Genomic DNA, 18619 nt, shown 5'->3' with positions numbered 1-18619 from the left:
AGGCCCTGCGGCATAGATGGCAGGGGGGAGAGGGGGCTTTTTCTGCCTCGTTTTCTATACCGGATGCGGTTAGAATGGCAGGCCATTTTACTCACAGGCAGTGGTCATAAGATGCTGAAGATATACAACACACTCACTCGTCAAAAAGAAGAATTCAAACCTATCCACCCGGGCAAGGTGGGCATGTATGTGTGTGGCGTCACTATCTATGATCACTGTCATATCGGCCATGGCCGTACCTTCGTCGCCTTCGACGTCGTCGCTCGCTACCTGCGTTATGCAGGGTACGACCTCACCTATGTGCGCAACGTCACCGACGTGGACGACAAGATCATCAAGCGCGCCGCCGAAACGCACGTGACCTGTGACGATCTCACCGAGCGCCTCATCGGCGACATGCACCAGGATTTCGACGCCCTCGGCATGGTGCGCCCGGACATCGAACCCCGCGCCACCCAGCACATCGGCGAGATCATCGCCCTGGTTGAAACCCTGCTGGAAAAAGGGCACGCCTACGTGGCGGACAACGGCGATGTGATGTTCATCGTCGAGTCCTACGCCGACTACGGCAAGCTCTCGGGCCAGGATCTGGAGCAGCTACAGGCCGGCGCCCGGGTCGACGTGGTGGATGCCAAGCGCAATCCGCTCGACTTCGTGCTGTGGAAGATGTCCAAGCCTGGCGAGCCGACCTGGGACAGCCCCTGGGGCCCGGGTCGCCCTGGCTGGCACATCGAGTGCTCCGCCATGAACTCCAAGCACCTTGGCAACCATTTCGACATCCACGGTGGCGGCTCCGATCTGCAGTTCCCGCACCACGAGAACGAGATTGCCCAGTCCTGCTGCGCCCACGGCGGCGACTACGTCAACACCTGGATGCACAGCGGCATGGTGATGGTGGATAAAGAGAAGATGTCCAAATCCCTTGGCAACTTCTTCACCATCCGCGATGTGCTGGCCCACTACGACGCCGAAACCGTGCGCTACTTCCTGATGTCTGGCCACTACCGCAGCCAGCTCAACTACTCGGAAGACAACCTGAAGCAAGCCCGCGCCGCCCTGGAGCGCATGTACACCGCCCTGCGCGATCTGCCGGTGGCCGCTGCTGCCGGTGGTGACGAGCAGGTGGCTCGCTTCAAAGATGCCATGGACGACGACTTCAACACCCCGGAAGCCTACTCCGCCCTGTTCGATCTGGTGCGCGAGATCAACCGCCAGAAGGGTGAAGACATGGCCGTTGCTGCCGCGCTGGGCGCCCGCCTGCGCGAGCTGGGCGCCGTGCTCGGCATCCTGCAACAAGACCCCGAGGCTTTCCTCAAGGGTGACGAAGCGGATGAAGAGGTCGCCGAAATCGAGCGCCTGATCGCCGAGCGCAATCAGGCCCGCGCCGACAAGAACTGGGCTGCGGCGGATGCCGCCCGTAACCGCCTCACCGAGATGGGTATCGTGCTGGAAGACAGCGCCGGCAAAACCAGTTGGCGCCGAGCCTAAGGCCGGTGGCGCTGCTCGCGCCAACCGGTTGAGCCAATAAAAAAACCGCAGCCGAGGCTGCGGTTTTTTTATTTAGTAGTGTAAACATCTTTATTGTTATTTTGTAATGTTGTTAATAGTAATATAATTCTCATACACATAGTCATACTTATGACGTAATGGAAGGATACTTCATCGATTATATATAGATAAATTCAGCATAAAAATATATGTTTAGACTTTAATATATAGTGATCATCTTTTGTTCACTGTTGCGATAAATATAAGTCAACCCAATCTGAACAATACTTGTCAACTTGCCATGTCTCCAGGCTAATAACAGACTGGGATGCAGTACTGAGAGACATATCAGATATCTTTTGGTCTATTTTATTTGCCTCTCCAGGGAGGTCATCTTTCCAGGAATTCCTCGCATTTAATAAGAAGTATAAAGAGCCTATAGCATTGTTTTGGAATTGTAAGACCTCTGAAAGCCATTTTGATGCATAACCTAAATTATGTTTACCAAAATAACTTTGACTTTCAGAGGAAAACATTTTAAATGATTTGCAGTACAGATGAACAGATTCCTCTATCTTGTTTAAATAAAACAAGCATCTTCCTACATTACCGTAAGATGAAGGTAATATGTTGTTATCAATCTCACGTGAACACATTTGCTCTAAGCTTTTATCGCCGCAAAAAAATTTAATCGCAATGTCAAGATTTGCTCTTAGTTTGGAGTCGCGTAAAGCTAAGTGATACCTATGCTTTCCAAACCACACATCATTTTCGCCTAAAACATCAATTAAATCAGATGCACTTTTTCCATATCTAATGGCTTCTGTGTAGTTGGCGTTAATCCAATTTTTATGACAAAGTGCTGATTTTGCTAGTATCATTGTTTTGTCAGGAGTTATAAATGTTTGTGTAAACCTATCCATATGCTTGTTAAAAAGTTCATCTTTCCCGAATTCAATCGAACGAGTAAAGAATGAATCAATAAAATCCATAAACCCTTGGATTTGATTTATTTTATGATGAGACCATGTGATTTTATCGAGGGCAAGGTCAGATAGTCTGAGATATTCCTCACAATACCCAGAGATAAAGAAGCTTTCACAAACCAATCGGAGTTCTGTTATGGAATCATTGATTCTATCTGCATTTATAAGAACTTCAATTTTCTTTGATATAAGTTCTATGTCTTCAGAGGGAAGAACTCTTCCAAATTTTTTCTTAATTAGCAAAATAAAGCCATTCAAATAATTAACGTATAAGGACATATAGCTTTCTTGTTCTTTTTTGTCATATTTCCCCTTGATAAACTCTCGTACTAGAGGGTGCAGTTCAATATACCCCTCACTCTCTTTTGATATAATTAAATTCAGAGATTTTAATGCCCGAATAGCTTTCTTATATTGATTGTAATTTATTTTTCTTTCTACTATCTTTGACAGGTCTTCTTCGGATTCTGAAACGTTACATATTGATAGCGTTCTTAATATTATGCGCTCTTTTTCCTTTAAACAATCCCACAAGTTTTCGAGGACTGTTGCTGACAGAATACTTGAAAAGTTAGCGTCAGATTCAGATATTCCCTTCCCTTCTATTTTTCTTAGAAGATCATTAATGCTGCTGAAATTAAGTCTGGACTGTGCGAGTATTAAGCCCATCCATAGAGGATGACCTTGTGTACAATTATGTAGGCGGATTGCTGTGTTTTCAATTTCTACATTTGTTACTTGATTATGGTACTTTTTTATTAAATCTTTTACGTCATCAATTTTAAGGCCTTCTAATCTGACTTGATGTGAACCTACACCTGCATAATGAATAAATGGACGACAAGTGAAAATAAACTTTGAATTGTGTTGATTTTTTATTGCTTTTTCAAAGAATAGTTTCATGTCTCCACTTGGCGTGAATTTTTCTAAGTCTATATATTTATCTATGTTATCAAAAACAAAGATTCCACGCTGTTCATTAAGTTGCTGGAAGAAATGGTTTACTAGAGACTCGGTATCTAACCCAATTATATCGTTGTGTTCAATCTTCCCTTTAGAGACAAGTTCTATAAGTGAATATAATTTTGTTTGGAGATTTAACTCCTCCTCTTTGAAGTCACGCCAATCACAGTAAGTATACAAACTTCTATCTGATTCAGATAAAAACTTTGAAGCTAAAGCAGATTTCCCTTGACCTCCGATACCAGTAATAAAAACGACTTTGTATGGAAGGTTGAGAGCTTTTAGCTCATCATATCTCCCTGCCCAAAATTCGACTTTAGGCGGAGTATCTTGTCCATGCAATGTTATTTCTCGATCTGAACTTATTATTTCCTGAGTAGAGTTTGAAACATCGCTATCTAAGATGCTATCTGATGACTCTAGAGATTTTATTTCCACTAATTTTTCTATTAGGCTAGGTATCTCATCAAAGTTATCAATTTTTATTGTATCAACAAATTTATGATTTATATGTTCGGTGGATATAACAAAGTGCTCACATCCCATGCCATTATACATGCTGTCTAAATCGTCAAATAAATCTGTCACGTATGGGTCACTTAAACTAAAACCTATAAATAGACATGAATGTGATGAGATTATTTTTTGAAGTTGGAATTTTGCTAGTCCGTTACTTTCTTTATATAACGCATTGTAATCGGATGAGAATATTATTGCGTGGTCTATAGCATTACAACTGCCATGTATTTTCAATATGAATTCTTCTAAGTGATCTAGCTTTGATAATTTAAAATCACTCGATGGGTCAATGACTTCAATGTTGGTGTTGTGCTCAATCAAGGAGTCATAGTTTGTCGTTACTATTTTCCTGCTTATCATAGAAAGTTTTTGATAAAGTGGATTGTCAATAACCTTTTTTGTTGCTTTTTCAAACTCCTCATAAATGTCTTTGATGTTTTTCTTTTTGACTTTATCTAATACTTCCAGTTCAGAGAATAGTTTCTCCTCAAGAGCTAAGCGATATTTTTCCCCTTTCTCTATCGACGGATTTCTTAGTGCATCCATAATGATTTCTTTCCAAAGTGGAAGTCCAGAAATTTTGGATACACCTGCACCAATGAATAGTAGTATTTTATTGTTTTTAATTGCAAGTTGCAGTGCGTATGGGATATTGGCATCCATGTTTATTAATTCCATATTTATTTATGATGTATGAGGCGAAAGTGGCTTGGCTTGTTATCCATTGCTCACATATTCTAGAACGTGTTAATTAGAGCGCGTGTTTATTTACCTTAAAAGTTATGCGTTATACGGCATTATGCTCAGTGAAATAGGATGTGCTTCTTACTCCCCGGGGTTAGACTATTTACCTCTGCCGAGGGGAAGGTCAAAGCCCATCGGCGCGTGCCGTGGGACAAACGGGTGAACCGAGGGAACCCGACGTAGTAGGGCGAACAAGTGGGAGAGAAGAACTTTGGTGTTATTTGCCAAAGAGAGCGGGTCTTTCCAAAGTCTCTCGCCCAGCCGCGCAGCGGCGGCGAAACCCCGTCGAGGGCCGCGCCCTCGTGTCCTGCATGGCGAAGCCATGCCATTGAGGCGTGGGGCGGGATTCGCCAGGCAATGATGTTACCGACCCCTCACCCTAGCCCTCTCCCCCAAGGGGAGAGGGGACAAAGCCGAAACCCTATCGAGGACGGAGTCCTCGCGTCCTGCGCGGCGAAGCCGTGCCATTCACACGTGGGACGACATTGCACCAGGTAATGAGGTTACCGACCCTCACCCTAGCCCTCTCCCGCAAGGGGGGAGGGGATCAACCGAAGTCGCTGAGGCTGGTGGGCGAAACCCCGTCGAGGACGGAGTCCTCGCGTCCTGCATGGCGAAGCCATGCCATTCACACGTGGGACGACATTGCACCAGGCAATGACGTTACCGACCCCCTCACCCTAACCCTCTCCCGCAAGGGGGGAGGGGATCAAACCGAAGTCTCCGAGGCTGGCGGGCGAAACCCCATCGAGGGCAGCGCCCTCGTGTCCTGCACGGCGAAGCCATGCCATGGAGGCGTGGGACGACATTGCACCCGGCAATGCCGTTACCCACCCCTCACCCTAGCCCTCTCCCGCAAGGGGGGAGGGGATCAAACCGAAGTCTCCGAGGTGGGCGGGCGAAACCCTGTCGAGGGCCGCGCCCTCGTGTCCTGCACGGCGAAGCCGTGCCATTGAGGCGTGGGGCGGCATTCGCCAGGCAATGACGTTACCGACCCTCACCCTAACCCTCTCCCCCAAGGGGAGAGGGGATCAAACCGAAGTCGCTGAGGCTGGCGGGCGAAACCCCGTCGAGGACGGAGTCCTCGCGTCCTGCATGGCGAAGCCGTGCCATTGAGGCGTGGGGCGGCATTCGCCAGGCAATGACGTTACCGACCCCTCACCCTAACCCTCTCCCGCAAGGGGGGAGGGGATCAAACCGAAGTCGCCGAGGCTGGCGGGCGAAACCCCGTCGAGGACGGAGTCCTCGTGTCCTGCACGGCGAAGCCATGCCATTCACAGGTGGGACGACATTGCACCAGGCAATGAGGTTACCGAACCCCTCACCCTAACCCTCTCCCCCAAGGGGAGAGGGAATGGTTACCGCGGACGATTACGCTGCGCTAATCGACCCTACCGACCCTACCGACGTAGCCATGCCCAATGACGGCGAGTGACCCCACACCCTGACCTTCTCCCCCAAGGGGAGAGGGGATGGTGACCGTGGGCGAATACGCGGCGGGAATCGAGCCGGCACCCAGGGGCGAGGACAGGGTTGTGTCCCTGTGTTCCGCATGGCGACGCCGCTTGGGGGCCGGTTATGCCAAAATGTGAACAAATCGATCTTTCCCCCGGTCAATCGCGGTCTCCCGCTTGTCGGGCCCGCCCCGAGTTGGCTAAGGTGGTCGCCCATTACATGCACGCAGTTGTGGAGGTAGGCATGGACAAGTTATTGCTGGCGCTCTCGGAGCAGGTGATCAAGGCGCGGGATCTGGAGAGCCTGACCCGCCCTTTGCTGGAGATGCTGGAGTCGGTGACCGGGCTGGAGTCGACCTATCTCACCGAGATTGACCTCGGGCAAAGCAGCCAGCATGTTCTGTTTGCCCGCAATGCGGCCGGGCTGCAGATCCCCGAGGGGATGACGGTGGAGTGGAGCGATACCCTGTGTCGCCGTGCCATCGACGATGAGATTGGCTACACCGATGACGTCGCCGCTCTGTGGGGGGACTCCCAGGCGGCCAGCGAGCTCGGCATTCGCTCCTATCTGAGCAGCCCGGTGCGCACCTCTACCGGCTCCCTCTATGGCACCCTGTGCGGCGCCAGTACCGAACAAAAGCCCGCGGTGGCGGGGGCGCAGCAGCTCATCGCCTTCTTCGCGCACCTGATTGCCGAACAGGTGGAGCGGGAGCAACTGCTGCGGCAATTGCAGCAGGCCAACGACGAGCTCTCGCGCCTGGCCCTCTCCGATCCCCTCACCGGGCTCCCCAATCGCCGCGCCCTGATGCTGGAGCTCACCCGCCTCTTCTCGTTGTCGGAGCGGGCGGGGCATCCGGTGCTCATCGCCTTTGTGGATCTCGATGGCTTCAAGGCCATCAACGACGAGCATGGCCACGAGGCGGGGGACAGGCTGCTCACCGCCATGGCGCGGCAACTGAGCGAGACCCTGCGCGGCGGCGATCTGCTGGCCCGCTTTGGGGGGGACGAGTTCGTGGCCGTGGGCATGGGGCCTTTCCCGGACGCCGACACGCTGGACGGGGCGGTGGCGGCGTTTCGCCAGCGCCTGTTCGAGCACAGCGTGCTGTCACTGCCGGTGGGGGACAAGGTGATCCATTATCCCGGTGCCAGCGTGGGGGCGGTGGCCGTGATGCCGGCCGAAGTCAGCGTCGAGGAGGCGCTGAACCGGGCCGATGCGAGCATGTATGCGGTCAAGCGTCAGCGCCGGGCCGCAGGGGAGGGCGGTAACCCGCCCCCTTCCAGTCGGGTGTCTGCCCCGCGATAGCAGCGGGGCGGGTTGAGAGGGCACAGGGTGGCGCGTCCACCCGGGTGCCAGTCTGTTTTCCCTTTTATCAGTTCGGAGCCCATACCATGGTTCATCTTCTTGCCCGCCGTGTGCGCGCCCTGGCCGGGCGGGCGGCCACCCTGGTGGCCGGACTCGGCGAGTTTCAGCAGCGCATCTGGGTGGTCAGCATCGTCAAGGAGTCCTACACAGATACCTTCGTGGTCAACGAAGGGGGCTTCGAGGAGCCCTTGCAATGGATGCGCCGCAAGGGCTACAGCGCCGAGATGCTGGCCAGGGTGGAGGCCATGGCCCGATCCCAGGTGCTCCAGCTCGAGTGCGCCGGGCAGCATCACCGTCTGATGCGGGTGAAATAGGGGCGAAGCCGCCCCCGGATGGCCTGAGCGGCACCGCCGCCCGGGCATTGACCACATATCCTGCCGCCCTCTTCGTGTCAGACGGGGAAAATGGGTCGCCAGTCATGACTTTTCTGTGGTTCTCTCCGGTTTCAGGCCGCCGGAGTAGACGCAAATCGCGGAGTTGTAGCTGTTGAAGGTGACCGCGTAGTTGAAATCGCAGAAATAGGCCGGGTGCTTGGTGGCGACAATGTCCCCCGCCTTGCACTTGTCCTGCATCCCCTCCACCAGGGTGTCGTTGTTTGACCCGAGACAGGCCTTGCCGGTGGTCTTGTCACCGCCGCAGGCCATCAGAAGGGCGCAGACCGAGAGACTCATCAACCATTTCGCTGTGTTGTGCATGTGTATTCCCAAGAGATCGGAGAGATGGCGGGGAAGGGCGTGAGCGCGGCGCTGCCTGATGAAGGCGGTCGGCGGGCACGCTGCCGCCCCTGACTGTCGCTGCCAGCGTGCGCCCTGCCCCTTGCCGTGAAAAAGGGGCCAACAGGCTCCTGCACCCTATATTACGGACCCAGGACGGTCTGCGTCACCCTTTGTCGTTGCAAGTGGCGAACATTAAACGGGTTTCGTGCGCTGGCTCAAAGGCGGGCCGGGGCCTTGGCGGCCCCGGCGGGGGAAGGGGTCAGGGGGAGGGGAAGTATTTGTGCTGGAGCTGCTGGAAGTCGCTGCTGGCCAGCACCTGGGTCAGGCCGATCTGGAACTCCCTGACCAGGGCATCGTCAACCGGGTGGCTGAAGGCGAAGCAGTACTGCTCGGAGCTCAACATCCAGCGCACCTCGAACTGGGCGGGATCCAGCTGCTGGGTCTTGATGAGATCCAGCAGGGTGGACTTGTTGCTGGAGATCAGCTCGACCCGGCCCGAGGTGAGCATGCGCAGGGCCTGGGAGAGGCGGTTGGCGGTCATGATCTTCTGCTCATCGAAGCCGGCGTTGAGCAGCAGTTGCTCCCCCACATCGGATCGCACGGCGCCTATGGTGTAGCGCTGGGCCTCTTCCAGGCTGGTCAAGGTCAGGGGGCGACTGGCGAGCCCCATCAGCACTATCTCGGCATAGCCGATGGGGCAGGCCCACTTGAACAGGGGATTGCGCGCCTCGGTGCGGGCGGTGGAGAAGAGCACCACATTGGGTTTCTGGGTCAGCAGGTAGTAACCCCTGGCCCAGGGTAGGATGCTGACGGGCTGGACAGGGGTGCCGGTCTTTTGCCACACCAGGTGCAGCAGGTCGATGGCAAAGCCGGTCGGGGCGCCATCCTCCCCGGTGAAGTTGTAGGGTTTGTACTCTTCGGTGAGGTAGTGCAGGCTGGCGAGCGCCGGGCTGGCCTGGGTCGCGGGAGTGCCCCAGACCATGGCCGCGAGGGCGGCGCAGGCGACCAGTCTGCGAAGGGGGACTGCAATGTCTATGTTCATCCTGACCGTCCTGCTGCCGAGTGCCCAGTTTCAAGTGTTGCCAAGTCACGGCGTTTCGCCACCCGGCGCAGACGTTATCCGCCGGGGGCCGTCATTCTCTCGCCACTCACAACCGGATCGGCGCCCTCTTTTTACCAGGCCGGGCGGGTGTGACCCAGGGGGGTGAACGCTTCGTCCCTCAGCCCCACCAGCAGGGTGCTGCCATCCTCTTGCAGACGAAACTCGCCGTAGCGGGCCGACTCATACTGATCTCCCGTGCCCTCTTCGAAGAAGAAGGCATCAGGCCCGATAAACCACTGGCCGTCGCGCTGGCGCACCTTGAGCAGGCGCTCCCCCGGGCCCGGGGCCTCGGGCTTGCCCCCTTCCACCCAGTGCACCACCTGATGTTCATCCAGGCGAACGACCAGGGTGTGGGGGCCGGCGGCGGCCTGGCGCACCGCCAGCTGGCGGGCGAGGGCGTAGTTCAGGCGCATGTAGTCCCCCTGCATCAGGGAGCGGGGGTCGACCGGTGCCAGCTCGATCAGCACCACCTCCCCCTGGCTCATGGCGTGCTCGAAGCGCCAGACGGCGGCGTTGATGCCGGCGAGCAGGGCAAGACCGGTCAGCAAAAAGGCGAGGCGTCTCATGAGGGGCTCCCGTTGTGAAGGTGCTTGAGCCACTGACGGGTACCGAGCAGCAGGGCCCCCGAGGCGAGCAGCAGCCAGGACTTGGTCATCAGGGTCAGCCCCAGATCGTAGTAATAGAGGGAGCCAAAGCCGAGCAGCAGCAGGCCTGCCAGGGTCATCAGGGCCAGGCTGCCGGCGTAGAAGCCGAGCACCAGCACCAGGGCGCCAGCCCCCATGCCGGGAATGATGGCGCTGATCACCACCAGCGGCAGCCCGTAGCGCAGCGGCAGCCTGAGGCGAACCATGACCGCGAGCAGCAGGGCGGCGCAGAGCAGGGGATTGAGCCAGAGGGGCAGGCGGGAGCTGCCGAGCTCATTGAGCACGCTGGTGCCTCCCTCCCACAGGGGGTGGTGCAGCCGTCCCAGCACCAGCAGGGAGAGTGCCAGCCCCAGGGTGAGGGATTCATAGAGCAGATGGCGGGCGGGATCGCGCTCCGCCTGCAGCCAGCACAGGGCGACGGCGCCCATCACCAGCGGCAGGGCCAGCAGGTGCAGGCCGAGGCAGGCGAGGGCGAGGGTGAGCAGGATGGCGGCGGCGAAGCTGTGGAACAGCCTGATCAGCCAGTGCTCGAACAGGGCGGCCACCCCGAGGGAGAAGGCGGTCAGACCGAACCAGAGCCACGCGACGTTCAGATCCAGCCTGTCCAGCAGGCCGTAGAGCAGCCAGGCATCTGCCGCCAGCGCCAGCGCCAGCACGAACTGATCCCAGAGGTCGCTGCGGGTCGCCATGCGGTTGAGACCGAGGGCGGCGGCCATCAGCACCATCCCCATGGTGAGGGCGTTGTTGGGGTCGCGGGTCAGCTGCTCGAAGGCCATGAAGAGGAAGAAGAGCAGGAAGAGGGCGGCTATCCAGCCCACCATGCCGAGCAGAAAACGGCCCGACCAGTGGGGCTGTTCATCCCGGGGGGCATCCCCTTCCACAAGTTGGGCTGCACGCAGGCGCTCCCAGGGGGTGAGATCAGACATGCTGCCTCCGTTGTTGTTGCAGCCAGCGGCTGGCCATCACCGACAGGCCGATGGCGATGAGGGCCAGCAGCAAAAAGCCGTTCATGTCCGGCTCCATCCACTTGCCAAGGGCCGCGAGGATCACGGCGATGAGGCTCAGGCACCCCATGGCGAGCCCGGCGATGAACCTGTGGTGCCAGCGCAGGTAGGCGGCGCCGAGCCAGGCGAGCCAGGCAGGCCAGACCCAGGGAGAGGCGGCATCGAACAGGGCCAGCAGGGTAAGCAGGGTGATGCCGAGCCCCGCGGCCAGCCCCGCGAGCCAGGAGGGCATCAGGGCGTAGCGGGCGGGCACCAGGATGAGCAGACCCCAGAGGGCGGCATTGAGCAGGGTCAGGCACCAGCCGAGGGCCTCCTCGTTGAAGGAGAAGAAGAGATCGAGAAGGCCGAGCCGCCAGTAGAGCACCAGGGCGAGCTGACCGAGCAGCCAGGCCAGGGTCCAGAGCAGCGGGCTTCTGCCAAGGGCCGCCAGCGGCAGCAGCATCAGGGCCCAGGTGGCGAAGAGCTGCCAGGGGTCGGCGCCGGTCTGGTAGGTCTGGCCCACCAGGGCGAGCAGGGCGCCGAGGTTGAGGGCCAGGGCCAGCAGCAGGGCCTGGCGCGGGGTGTCACTCATGGGTTTGCGCCAGAGCACCAGGAGCATGGTGAGCAACGGCAGCTCCAGCAGGGCGAGACGTGAGAGGCGCCCCAGGGCCTGCCAGTTGAAGGCGACGAAGAAGACGAGGCCGGCGCCAAGGCAGAGGCAGCCGAGCCAGAGCAGCAGCCTGTCGAACAGCCACTGCCAGCGGGCAGGGCCGGGGGGCAGATCGCACAGGGCCAGGGCGGCAGGCAGCGAGGCCCGTGGCAGGCGGCCGCGCCTGACCCAGTCGAGCAGGGTCTGTCTTGAGGTGAGGTGCATGGGGGCTCCTGAAGCCGTGATGCCTGAAAGATAAGGCATTATGGCACGGCGCCGCGTCTCGGGGCAGGGGCGCCGTCGGCGCTGCGACACAGGTCGCGGCACGGGGCCATGTCTTTGTACTAAAAAGGCCCCCGCCGTGAGGAGGGGGCCTGAAGGACATCCGGGGCGGCGGTGGCGATCAGTGCTCACGCTGATCCCCCGCCGGCTTGTATGGAGGTCAGGCGAAGATCAGGGTGGAGATGCCAAGCCCCGCAAAGAGGATGGCGCAGGCAATGCGGATCCCCTTGAGGGGGAGCTTGTCGGCCCCGAGCTTGCCGAGCAGCACCACGGGCACGTTGGCCAGCATCATGCCGAGGGTGGTGCCGGTGATCACCTGGATCAGGGAGTCGTACTTGGCTGCCAGCAGCACGGTGGCTATCTGGGTCTTGTCACCGATCTCGGCGATGAAGAAGAGCACGAAGGTGGCCATGAAGGGGCCGTACTTGTCCAGGGAACTCTCTTCATCGTCCATCTTGTCCGGCACCAGGATCCAGGCGGCCATGGCGATGAAGGCGCCAGCGACCAGCCAGGTCATCACCTTGGGATCCATCCAGCGACTGATGAATTCCCCTATCCAGGCGGCCCCTGCGTGGTTGAGCAGGGTGGCAGCCAGCATGCCGGCGATGATGGGCCAGGGTTTGCGAAAACGACAGATGAGCAACAGGGCCAGCAGCTGTGTCTTGTCGCCGATCTCGGCGATGGCAACGCTGATGGTGGAGGTTAACAAGGCTTCCATAAAAATGACCGGGGGACGGAATTGTTATAAACCAAAGACAAGCCTGCGCCATCCGTCCCCGGTTTTGGCACTGGCCCGTCAAAGGTCTTGTCAAATCCGGCATTGCCCGGATCACCCTGACCATGGTGAGTTGGCACCAAGTATGTTGATCAGGATCGCGCACGAAACGGGTCCGTGGCGAGACTACTCCCCCTCGATGGGAGCGGGCATTCTAGGGAAAAACCCCCGGTGAGGCAAGGCGCGGGATGGGGAATTATCCCCCCACCAGTTTGACCTGAAAGCCGGCCTTCTCCAGTTCGGCCTTGATGAGGTCCCGTTTGTCCCCCTGGATCTCGATGATCCCCTCCTTGAGACCGCCGCCGGTACCGCACTTCTTCTTGAGCAGGGTGGCGAGGGCCTTCTGCTGGTCGGCGGGAACGCCGTGGATGCTGATGACCCCGGCCCCCTTGCGTCCCTTTGTCTCGCGGCGGATGCGCACGACCCCGTCGGCGGGGAAGGGGGAGGCGTGCTGGGCAGGGGCGGATTCCTTGATCATGCCGCCGTCCGTGCTATAGACCAGGCGGCTGTTGTTGTCGTGACTCATGGCAATACTTTGTCGGTTAGCTAAGCGGAGTTTGATTTTACGCAAATAAATGTTGAGGGCACAGCTTATAATCCCCCCATTAAAAGCGAATTATTCTTGTTTAACTTCAGGAGCCCGTCATGGTACTCACAGAGCTGTCGCCGGGACAGAGCGCTCGCATCACGCACATGAACCACCTTGGCCGCGCCTTGCGGCGCAAGTTGATGGTGATGGGGCTGCTGCCCCAGACCGAGATCCTCTATCTGCGGGCCGCCCCCTTGGGGGACCCGCTCCAGATCCAGTGCCAGGGCATCTGCCTCTCCATGCAGCGGAGTCTGGCCCAGCAAATCGAGGTGGAGCCGGTATGAGCTACAACCTGGTCACAGTGGGCAATCCCAACAGCGGCAAGACCTCCCTGTTCAACGCCCTGACCGGCTCCCGCCAGCAGGTGGGGAACTGGAGCGGGGTCACCGTCGACAAGAAGATGGGGGCCTTTGCTGCCCGCGGGCAGGAATACACCCTGGTGGACCTGCCCGGCATCTATGCCCTGGCCAACCAGGAGGCGAGCCTGGACGAGCAGATCGCCAGCCGCTTCGTCCAGCGCCAGCAGCCGGATCTGCTGCTCAACGTCATCGATGCCGCCAACCTGGAGCGCTCCCTCTACCTCACCCTGCAACTGCGGGAGCTGGGGCTGCCCATGGTGGTGGTGCTCAACAAGATGGATCTGCTGCAAAAGCGGCGCATCACCATCGACGAGGCCTTGCTCGCCAAGGCGCTGGGGTGCCCCGTGGTGTCGCTCTCGGCCCACAATCGCCAGCAGGTAGCGGCCTTCAAAGAGGGGATCCATCAGTTTATCGGTCAGTCCCAGCCCGCCCTGATGCTCGACTACGGTCAGCCCCTCGAGGGGGACATCGCCGAGCTGGAGACCCTGCTCGCCCCTCATCATCTGCATCGCCGTGGCCGCGCCCTGCGCCTGCTGGAGGAAGACATCGCCATGCAGGAGACCCTGGCGGCGGGGCAGCAGGCGGCGGCCGACAACGTGGTGAGTCGCGCCCACCACGCCCAGGACATCGACCTGCAACTCGCTGATTTGCGCTACGGCCATATCCACCACTGGTGCCAGCAGGCGTGCCGCCATCAGGACAAGCTCACCGTCGCCCAGAGCGAACGGCTGGACAGGGTGCTGCTCAACCGCTGGGTGGGCATCCCCTTCTTCCTGCTGGTGATGTACCTGATGTTCATGTTCGCCATCAAGGTGGGCAGCGCCTTCATCGACTTCTTCGACATCCTCGGGGGGGCCCTCTTCGTGGACGGGGTGCACCACCTGCTGGGGCTGATGAGTGCCCCCGATTGGCTGGGAGCCGTGCTCGCGGACGGCGTGGGTGCCGGTTTGCAGACGGTGGCGACCTTCATCCCCGTGGTGGGCTGCCTCTTTCTCTTCCTCGCGGTGCTGGAGAGCTCCGGCTATCTGGCCCGCGCCGCCTTCGTGGTGGACGCCCTGATGCGTCGCCTCGGCCTGCCCGGCAAGGCCTTCGTCCCCATGCTGATGGGCTTTGGCTGCACCGTGCCCGCGGTGATGGCGACTCGCACCCTGGGGTCGGAGCGCGAGCGGTTGATGACCTCGGCCATGGCGCCCTTCATGTCCTGCGGTGCCCGTCTGCCGGTCTACGCCCTGTTCGCGGTGGCCTTCTTCCCCGAGTCGGGGCAGAACCTGGTGTTCGGTCTCTATCTGTTCGGCATCCTGGTGGCGGTGCTCACCGGCCTCTTCCTGCGCAGCACCCTGCTGCCGGGCAAGAGCGATTCCATGGTGATGGAGATGCCCGATTACGAGTGGCCCCGTCCGGTGGACGTGGGGCTGCGCACCTGGCAGAAACTCAAGGGCTTCATCTTCGGCGCGGGCAAGACCATCGTCCTGATGGTGGCGGTGCTGAGCGTGCTTAACTCCCTCGGCACCGACGGCAGCTTCGGCAACCAGGATCAGGAGAACTCGGTGCTGAGCAAGCTGAGCCAGTCCGTGACCCCGGTGCTGCATCCCATAGGCGTGCGGGACGACAACTGGCAGGCCACGGTGGGCATCCTCACCGGCATCTTTGCCAAGGAGGCGGTGGTCGCTACCCTCAACAGCCTCTACGCCGGCGGCGCCGGTGATGAGGAGGAGAGTGAATACTCCCTGCTGGGCAGCCTGAAAGCGGCGCTGGCCACCATTCCCGCCAACCTGGCGGACATCGACCCTGCCGATCCCATGGGGCTCAAGGTGGGGGATCTGGAGGACAAGCAGGCGGCAGCCGAGGCCCAGGAGGTGGACACCTCCACCTACGGCAACATGCAGACCCACTTCGACGGCGTGGCCGGAGCCTTTGCCTACCTGTTGTTCGTGCTGCTCTACATGCCCTGCGCCGCCGCCATGGGGGCTCTGGTGCGAGAGACCGGTCGCCAGTGGGCCCTGTTCACCGCCGCCTGGTGCAACTACGTCGCCTTCCTGTGCGCCACTCTCTTCTATCAACTGGCGACCTTCGCCGCCCACCCGGCGCAGAGCCTGGTCTGGAGCCTGAGCTATCTGTTCTCCCTGGGGCTGCTCTGGTGGCTGGGGCGTCGTCACGGCGACATCGTCGCCCGCAAGGTGGTGACCCTGTGAAGGGGCTCATGGTCAGGGGCGAGTGCGCCGAGAGGGAGGGTATTCTGTGATCCTGCGTGAACTGGGGGACTATCTGGCCCTTCACAAGAAGGTGAGCCGGCGGGCGCTGGCCCGCCACTTTCACACCTCCGAGGATGCGGTAGAGGCCATGCTCGGGGTCTGGATGCGCAAGGGGCGCGTCGCCAAGCGGGAGAGCCGCCTGTGTGGCGGCTCCTGCTGCGGCAAGCACGAAGAGGTGACGTTCGAGTGGTGCGAGCCCGGCCAGATAGGGCTGATCCAGAAGGGCTGACGCCTGCCCATATGCAAAAGGGAACCCGAGGGTTCCCTTTTTCGTGGCCGCCGGGCTCGTCTTAGAAGAGGTCGCCCTCGTCCTTGGTGGGCTCCAGGCTCCAGCCGCTCGCCGCCGCGCTGTTGCCTATCTGGCCCTTCTCCCGCCAGAGTTTGATCTTGAGGCGCAGGTTGTTCTGGGAGTCCGCGTTCTTCACCGCCTCCTCCTCGTCGATCACCCCCTCGACCACCAGATCGAACAGGGTACTGTCGAAGGTCACCATGCCAAGGGCCCTGGATTTTTCCATGATCTCCTTGAGGCCGCCAAACTCGCCGCGCTTGATGAGATCGCGCACCGTGTGGGTTCCGAGCATCACCTCAACCGCCGCCCGGCGCCCGCCGTCCGTGGTCTTCACCAGCCGCTGGGAGACAAAGGCCTTGAGGTTGTTGCCAAGGTCGTTGAGCAGTTGGGGTCTGCGCTCTTCCGGGAAGAAGTTGATGATGCGATCCAACGCCTGGTTGGCGTTGTTGGCGTGCAGGGTGGAGATGGCCAGATGCCCGGTTTCCGAGAAGGCGAGGGCATGCTCCATGGTCTCCCGATCGCGGATTTCACCGATGAGGATGACGTCCGGCGCCTGGCGCAGGGTGTTCTTCAGGGCCGCGTGGAAGCTGCGGGTATCCACCCCCACCTCCCGCTGGTTGATGATGCTCTTCTGGTGGCGATGGACGAACTCCACCGGATCTTCGATGGTGATGATGTGGCCGCCGCTGTTGCGGTTGCGATGATCGATGAGGGCCGCGAGCGACGTGGACTTGCCGGACCCGGTGCCGCCGACGAAGAGCACCAGACCCCGCTTCTCCATGATGGTGTCGAGGAGTACCGGGGGGAGTTTGAGATCCTCGAAGCGGGGGATCTCGGTCTTGATGTTGCGCGCCACCAGGGAGACTTCATTGCGCTGCTTGAAGATGTTGACTCGAAAACGGCCTATCTGGGGCAGGGAGATGGCGAGGTTCATCTCCAGCTCTTTCTCGAACTGCTGTTTCTGCTCGAGATCCATGATGTCGTAGGCGATGCGGGCCACCTCGCCCGGCCCCAGGGGCTCCTGGGTGAGGGGGCGCAGGGCGCCGTTGAACTTGGCGCAGGGGGGGGCGCCGGTGGAGAGATAGAGATCGGAACCGTCCTGTTTGGCCAGGATCTGCAGCATGTCTCTCAATTCCATGAGGGGCCTCGTCGCTCAAAGGGCTGGGGGATGATGAATGGCTTGAGTGTACAGCCTCAGGCGCCGGTCAGTTTTTCGCGGAACACAAAAAAGACCGCGCCCAGGATGCACAGACCCGCCCAGAGGTAGTCCCACTTCAGATCTTCTTTCAGATAGAAGATGGAGAAGGGAACGAACACGGTGAGGGTGATCACCTCCTGCAGGATCTTGAGCTGGCCGACGGAGAGCACGGTGTGGCCGATGCGGTTGGCGGGCACCTGCAACAGGTATTCGAACAGGGCTATCCCCCAGCTCACCAGGGCGGCGATGATCCAGGGTTTGTGATTCATGCTCTTGAGATGGGCGTACCAGGCAAACGTCATGAAGACGTTGCTGCAGATGAGCAGGCCGATACTGGTCATGATGGGGTTCATTAGGTTCTCCTTTTAAATCAATGCATTTTATCTCGACTCCATGGGTTTTCATAAGTGGTGCTTGAGGGTATTTTTAGCTCACAAGGATGTAACAAAAGAAGGCGAAAGCTGGATGGGCAAGACAAGCTGGGGTGCGCTTTGTCTGTTGTTTGCCTGCTGGGCGCAAGGTGCGCCGACCCTGACGGTGGCCACCGATGTCTGGCCGCCGTTTCGCATGCTGGCAGAGAACGACGACTTCCAGGGGCTGGATATCGACATTCTGCGCCAGTTGCAGGCACGCAGCGGCATTGTGCTCACCCTCAAACGGGTGCCCTGGGGACGGGCACTTAAACAGATGCAGACCGGTCAGGCGGATCTGATGATAGGGCTGGCTCACACCGAGGAGCGGGCCGCCTTCATCGACTACCTGCAGCCGTCCTATTACCAGTGCCGGCCTGCCTTCTATGGCAAGCCCGCCGCCGTGGCCGGCCTCAGGCGCTACGAGGATCTGCGGGGCCGCGAGATAGGCTATGTGCTCAACTCCGCCTACTTCCCCCCCTTCGATGGCGACACCCAGCTCGACAAGCACGGGGTCCCCACCGAAGACCAGTTGCAGCGCATGGTGGAGCGGGGTCACCTGCCCCTGATGATAGGGACCGACTGCCAGGTGGATTACGCCCTGAGCCAGCGTAACGACGCCGGCCTCGTCAAGGCGCCCTTCCAGCCCCCCAACCCGGTGGTGCTCTACCTCGGGATGAGCAAGCACTCACCCCACCATGAGCTAGGCCCCAAGCTGGCGCAGGCGTTGCAAGCCATGGTGGAGAGCGGCGAGATAGCGGCGCTGGCCAAGCCCTACCAGCCTTGACCTTGGGTGGTAACGCGCTGTTATCATGCAGCTTTCCTGCCTGCCCCCCGGCGGGCCTCGCTTCTTG

The 18619-nt window shown here is 58.9% G+C and carries 17 protein-coding genes; 7 read left to right on the top strand and 10 right to left on the bottom strand.

What is annotated here, in order from left to right:
* Positions 1–111: 111 nt before the first annotated feature.
* On the top strand, positions 112–1488 hold the full coding sequence (cysS, locus tag ACVDHI_RS00275; protein ID WP_447211550.1) for a cysteine--tRNA ligase: 1377 nt from the start codon (positions 112–114) through the stop codon (positions 1486–1488).
* Between the two features lie 245 nt (positions 1489–1733).
* On the opposite strand, the gene ACVDHI_RS00270 is transcribed toward cysS, so the two are convergent.
* Positions 1734–4619 (bottom strand): SIR2 family protein, encoded by a 2886-nt coding sequence (locus ACVDHI_RS00270; RefSeq protein ID WP_182951667.1) that lies wholly within the window; start codon positions 4617–4619, stop codon positions 1734–1736.
* 1779 nt (positions 4620–6398) lie between these two features.
* Here ACVDHI_RS00270 and ACVDHI_RS00265 point away from each other — a divergent pair.
* Together ACVDHI_RS00265 and ACVDHI_RS00260 are read left to right on the top strand one after the other, a co-directional pair.
* Positions 6399–7457 (top strand): GGDEF domain-containing protein, encoded by a 1059-nt coding sequence (locus ACVDHI_RS00265; RefSeq protein WP_447211549.1) that lies wholly within the window; start codon positions 6399–6401, stop codon positions 7455–7457.
* A gap of 86 nt (positions 7458–7543) precedes the next feature.
* Positions 7544–7831: a hypothetical protein gene (locus tag ACVDHI_RS00260; protein WP_447211548.1), complete on the top strand. Its 288-nt coding sequence runs from the start codon at positions 7544–7546 to the stop codon at positions 7829–7831.
* Positions 7832–7933: 102 nt separating this feature from the next.
* On the opposite strand, the gene ACVDHI_RS00255 is transcribed toward ACVDHI_RS00260, so the two are convergent.
* From ACVDHI_RS00255 to ACVDHI_RS00225, 7 genes are all read right to left on the bottom strand, one after another.
* A complete protein-coding gene (locus tag ACVDHI_RS00255; protein ID WP_029314742.1) occupies positions 7934–8212 on the bottom strand; it encodes a hypothetical protein in 279 nt (92 codons plus the stop codon).
* A 280-nt stretch (positions 8213–8492) separates the two neighbouring features.
* Positions 8493–9215, bottom strand: a complete 723-nt coding sequence (locus ACVDHI_RS00250; RefSeq protein WP_323918305.1) for a substrate-binding periplasmic protein — start codon at positions 9213–9215, stop codon at positions 8493–8495.
* A gap of 191 nt (positions 9216–9406) precedes the next feature.
* Positions 9407–9901: a GDYXXLXY domain-containing protein gene (locus tag ACVDHI_RS00245; protein ID WP_239053776.1), complete on the bottom strand. Its 495-nt coding sequence runs from the start codon at positions 9899–9901 to the stop codon at positions 9407–9409.
* Positions 9898–10905 carry a DUF4401 domain-containing protein gene (locus ACVDHI_RS00240; protein WP_042014995.1) on the bottom strand — a complete coding sequence of 336 codons (1008 nt, stop codon included), beginning with the start codon at positions 10903–10905 and terminating at the stop codon, positions 9898–9900. The genes ACVDHI_RS00245 and ACVDHI_RS00240 overlap by 4 nt, the downstream gene beginning before the upstream one ends.
* Positions 10898–11836 carry a DUF2157 domain-containing protein gene (locus ACVDHI_RS00235; protein WP_039041207.1) on the bottom strand — a complete coding sequence of 313 codons (939 nt, stop codon included), beginning with the start codon at positions 11834–11836 and terminating at the stop codon, positions 10898–10900. Before ACVDHI_RS00235 ends, ACVDHI_RS00240 begins: the two co-directional genes overlap by 8 nt.
* A gap of 217 nt (positions 11837–12053) precedes the next feature.
* Complete coding sequence (locus tag ACVDHI_RS00230; RefSeq protein ID WP_010675206.1) at positions 12054–12611, bottom strand: TMEM165/GDT1 family protein; 558 nt, start codon at positions 12609–12611, stop codon at positions 12054–12056.
* A 253-nt stretch (positions 12612–12864) separates the two neighbouring features.
* Positions 12865–13194 (bottom strand): translation initiation factor, encoded by a 330-nt coding sequence (locus tag ACVDHI_RS00225; protein ID WP_039041208.1) that lies wholly within the window; start codon positions 13192–13194, stop codon positions 12865–12867.
* A 119-nt stretch (positions 13195–13313) separates the two neighbouring features.
* On the opposite strand from ACVDHI_RS00225, the gene ACVDHI_RS00220 reads away from it, so the two are divergent.
* The 3 genes from ACVDHI_RS00220 to ACVDHI_RS00210 are packed head-to-tail and all read left to right on the top strand — an operon-like array spanning position 13314 to position 16097.
* Positions 13314–13541 carry a FeoA family protein gene (locus tag ACVDHI_RS00220; RefSeq protein WP_010675204.1) on the top strand — a complete coding sequence of 76 codons (228 nt, stop codon included), beginning with the start codon at positions 13314–13316 and terminating at the stop codon, positions 13539–13541.
* A complete protein-coding gene (gene feoB / locus ACVDHI_RS00215; RefSeq protein ID WP_323921354.1) occupies positions 13538–15808 on the top strand; it encodes a Fe(2+) transporter permease subunit FeoB in 2271 nt (756 codons plus the stop codon). The genes ACVDHI_RS00220 and feoB overlap by 4 nt, the downstream gene beginning before the upstream one ends.
* Before the next feature lie 46 nt (positions 15809–15854).
* Positions 15855–16097 carry a FeoC-like transcriptional regulator gene (locus ACVDHI_RS00210; protein ID WP_010675202.1) on the top strand — a complete coding sequence of 81 codons (243 nt, stop codon included), beginning with the start codon at positions 15855–15857 and terminating at the stop codon, positions 16095–16097.
* 61 nt (positions 16098–16158) lie between these two features.
* Here ACVDHI_RS00210 and tapW read toward each other — a convergent pair whose 3' ends face one another.
* Positions 16159–17295, bottom strand: coding sequence for a type IVa pilus ATPase TapW (tapW, locus tag ACVDHI_RS00205; RefSeq protein WP_029314740.1), 1137 nt, complete (start codon positions 17293–17295; stop codon positions 16159–16161).
* Positions 17296–17351: 56 nt separating this feature from the next.
* Complete coding sequence (locus ACVDHI_RS00200) at positions 17352–17708, bottom strand: DMT family protein (protein ID WP_010675200.1); 357 nt, start codon at positions 17706–17708, stop codon at positions 17352–17354.
* A 112-nt stretch (positions 17709–17820) separates the two neighbouring features.
* Here ACVDHI_RS00200 and ACVDHI_RS00195 point away from each other — a divergent pair, with 112 nt between their 5' ends.
* Complete coding sequence (locus ACVDHI_RS00195) at positions 17821–18552, top strand: substrate-binding periplasmic protein (protein WP_039041212.1); 732 nt, start codon at positions 17821–17823, stop codon at positions 18550–18552.
* Positions 18553–18619 lie beyond the last annotated feature (67 nt).

The sequence above is a fragment of the Aeromonas sp. 25-248 genome, from assembly GCF_053005425.1.
Note: the sequence above shows the minus strand (reverse complement) of the source record. Positions and strands in the feature narration are given on the sequence as shown.

What these genes read in the sequence shown, in the direction of transcription:
- cysS (WP_447211550.1), top strand. Translation starts at nt 112, where the DNA reads ATGCTGAAGATATACAACACACTCACTCGTCAAAAAGAAGAATTCAAA.
- ACVDHI_RS00270 (WP_182951667.1), bottom strand. Translation starts at nt 4,619, where the DNA reads ATGGATGCCAATATCCCATACGCACTGCAACTTGCAATTAAAAACAAT.
- ACVDHI_RS00265 (WP_447211549.1), top strand. Translation starts at nt 6,399, where the DNA reads ATGGACAAGTTATTGCTGGCGCTCTCGGAGCAGGTGATCAAGGCGCGG.
- ACVDHI_RS00260 (WP_447211548.1), top strand. Translation starts at nt 7,544, where the DNA reads ATGGTTCATCTTCTTGCCCGCCGTGTGCGCGCCCTGGCCGGGCGGGCG.
- ACVDHI_RS00255 (WP_029314742.1), bottom strand. Translation starts at nt 8,212, where the DNA reads ATGCACAACACAGCGAAATGGTTGATGAGTCTCTCGGTCTGCGCCCTT.
- ACVDHI_RS00250 (WP_323918305.1), bottom strand. Translation starts at nt 9,215, where the DNA reads ATGGTCTGGGGCACTCCCGCGACCCAGGCCAGCCCGGCGCTCGCCAGC.
- ACVDHI_RS00245 (WP_239053776.1), bottom strand. Translation starts at nt 9,901, where the DNA reads ATGAGACGCCTCGCCTTTTTGCTGACCGGTCTTGCCCTGCTCGCCGGC.
- ACVDHI_RS00240 (WP_042014995.1), bottom strand. Translation starts at nt 10,905, where the DNA reads ATGTCTGATCTCACCCCCTGGGAGCGCCTGCGTGCAGCCCAACTTGTG.
- ACVDHI_RS00235 (WP_039041207.1), bottom strand. Translation starts at nt 11,836, where the DNA reads ATGCACCTCACCTCAAGACAGACCCTGCTCGACTGGGTCAGGCGCGGC.
- ACVDHI_RS00230 (WP_010675206.1), bottom strand. Translation starts at nt 12,611, where the DNA reads ATGGAAGCCTTGTTAACCTCCACCATCAGCGTTGCCATCGCCGAGATC.
- ACVDHI_RS00225 (WP_039041208.1), bottom strand. Translation starts at nt 13,194, where the DNA reads ATGAGTCACGACAACAACAGCCGCCTGGTCTATAGCACGGACGGCGGC.
- ACVDHI_RS00220 (WP_010675204.1), top strand. Translation starts at nt 13,314, where the DNA reads ATGGTACTCACAGAGCTGTCGCCGGGACAGAGCGCTCGCATCACGCAC.
- feoB (WP_323921354.1), top strand. Translation starts at nt 13,538, where the DNA reads ATGAGCTACAACCTGGTCACAGTGGGCAATCCCAACAGCGGCAAGACC.
- tapW (WP_029314740.1), bottom strand. Translation starts at nt 17,295, where the DNA reads ATGGAATTGAGAGACATGCTGCAGATCCTGGCCAAACAGGACGGTTCC.
- ACVDHI_RS00200 (WP_010675200.1), bottom strand. Translation starts at nt 17,708, where the DNA reads ATGAACCCCATCATGACCAGTATCGGCCTGCTCATCTGCAGCAACGTC.
- ACVDHI_RS00195 (WP_039041212.1), top strand. Translation starts at nt 17,821, where the DNA reads ATGGGCAAGACAAGCTGGGGTGCGCTTTGTCTGTTGTTTGCCTGCTGG.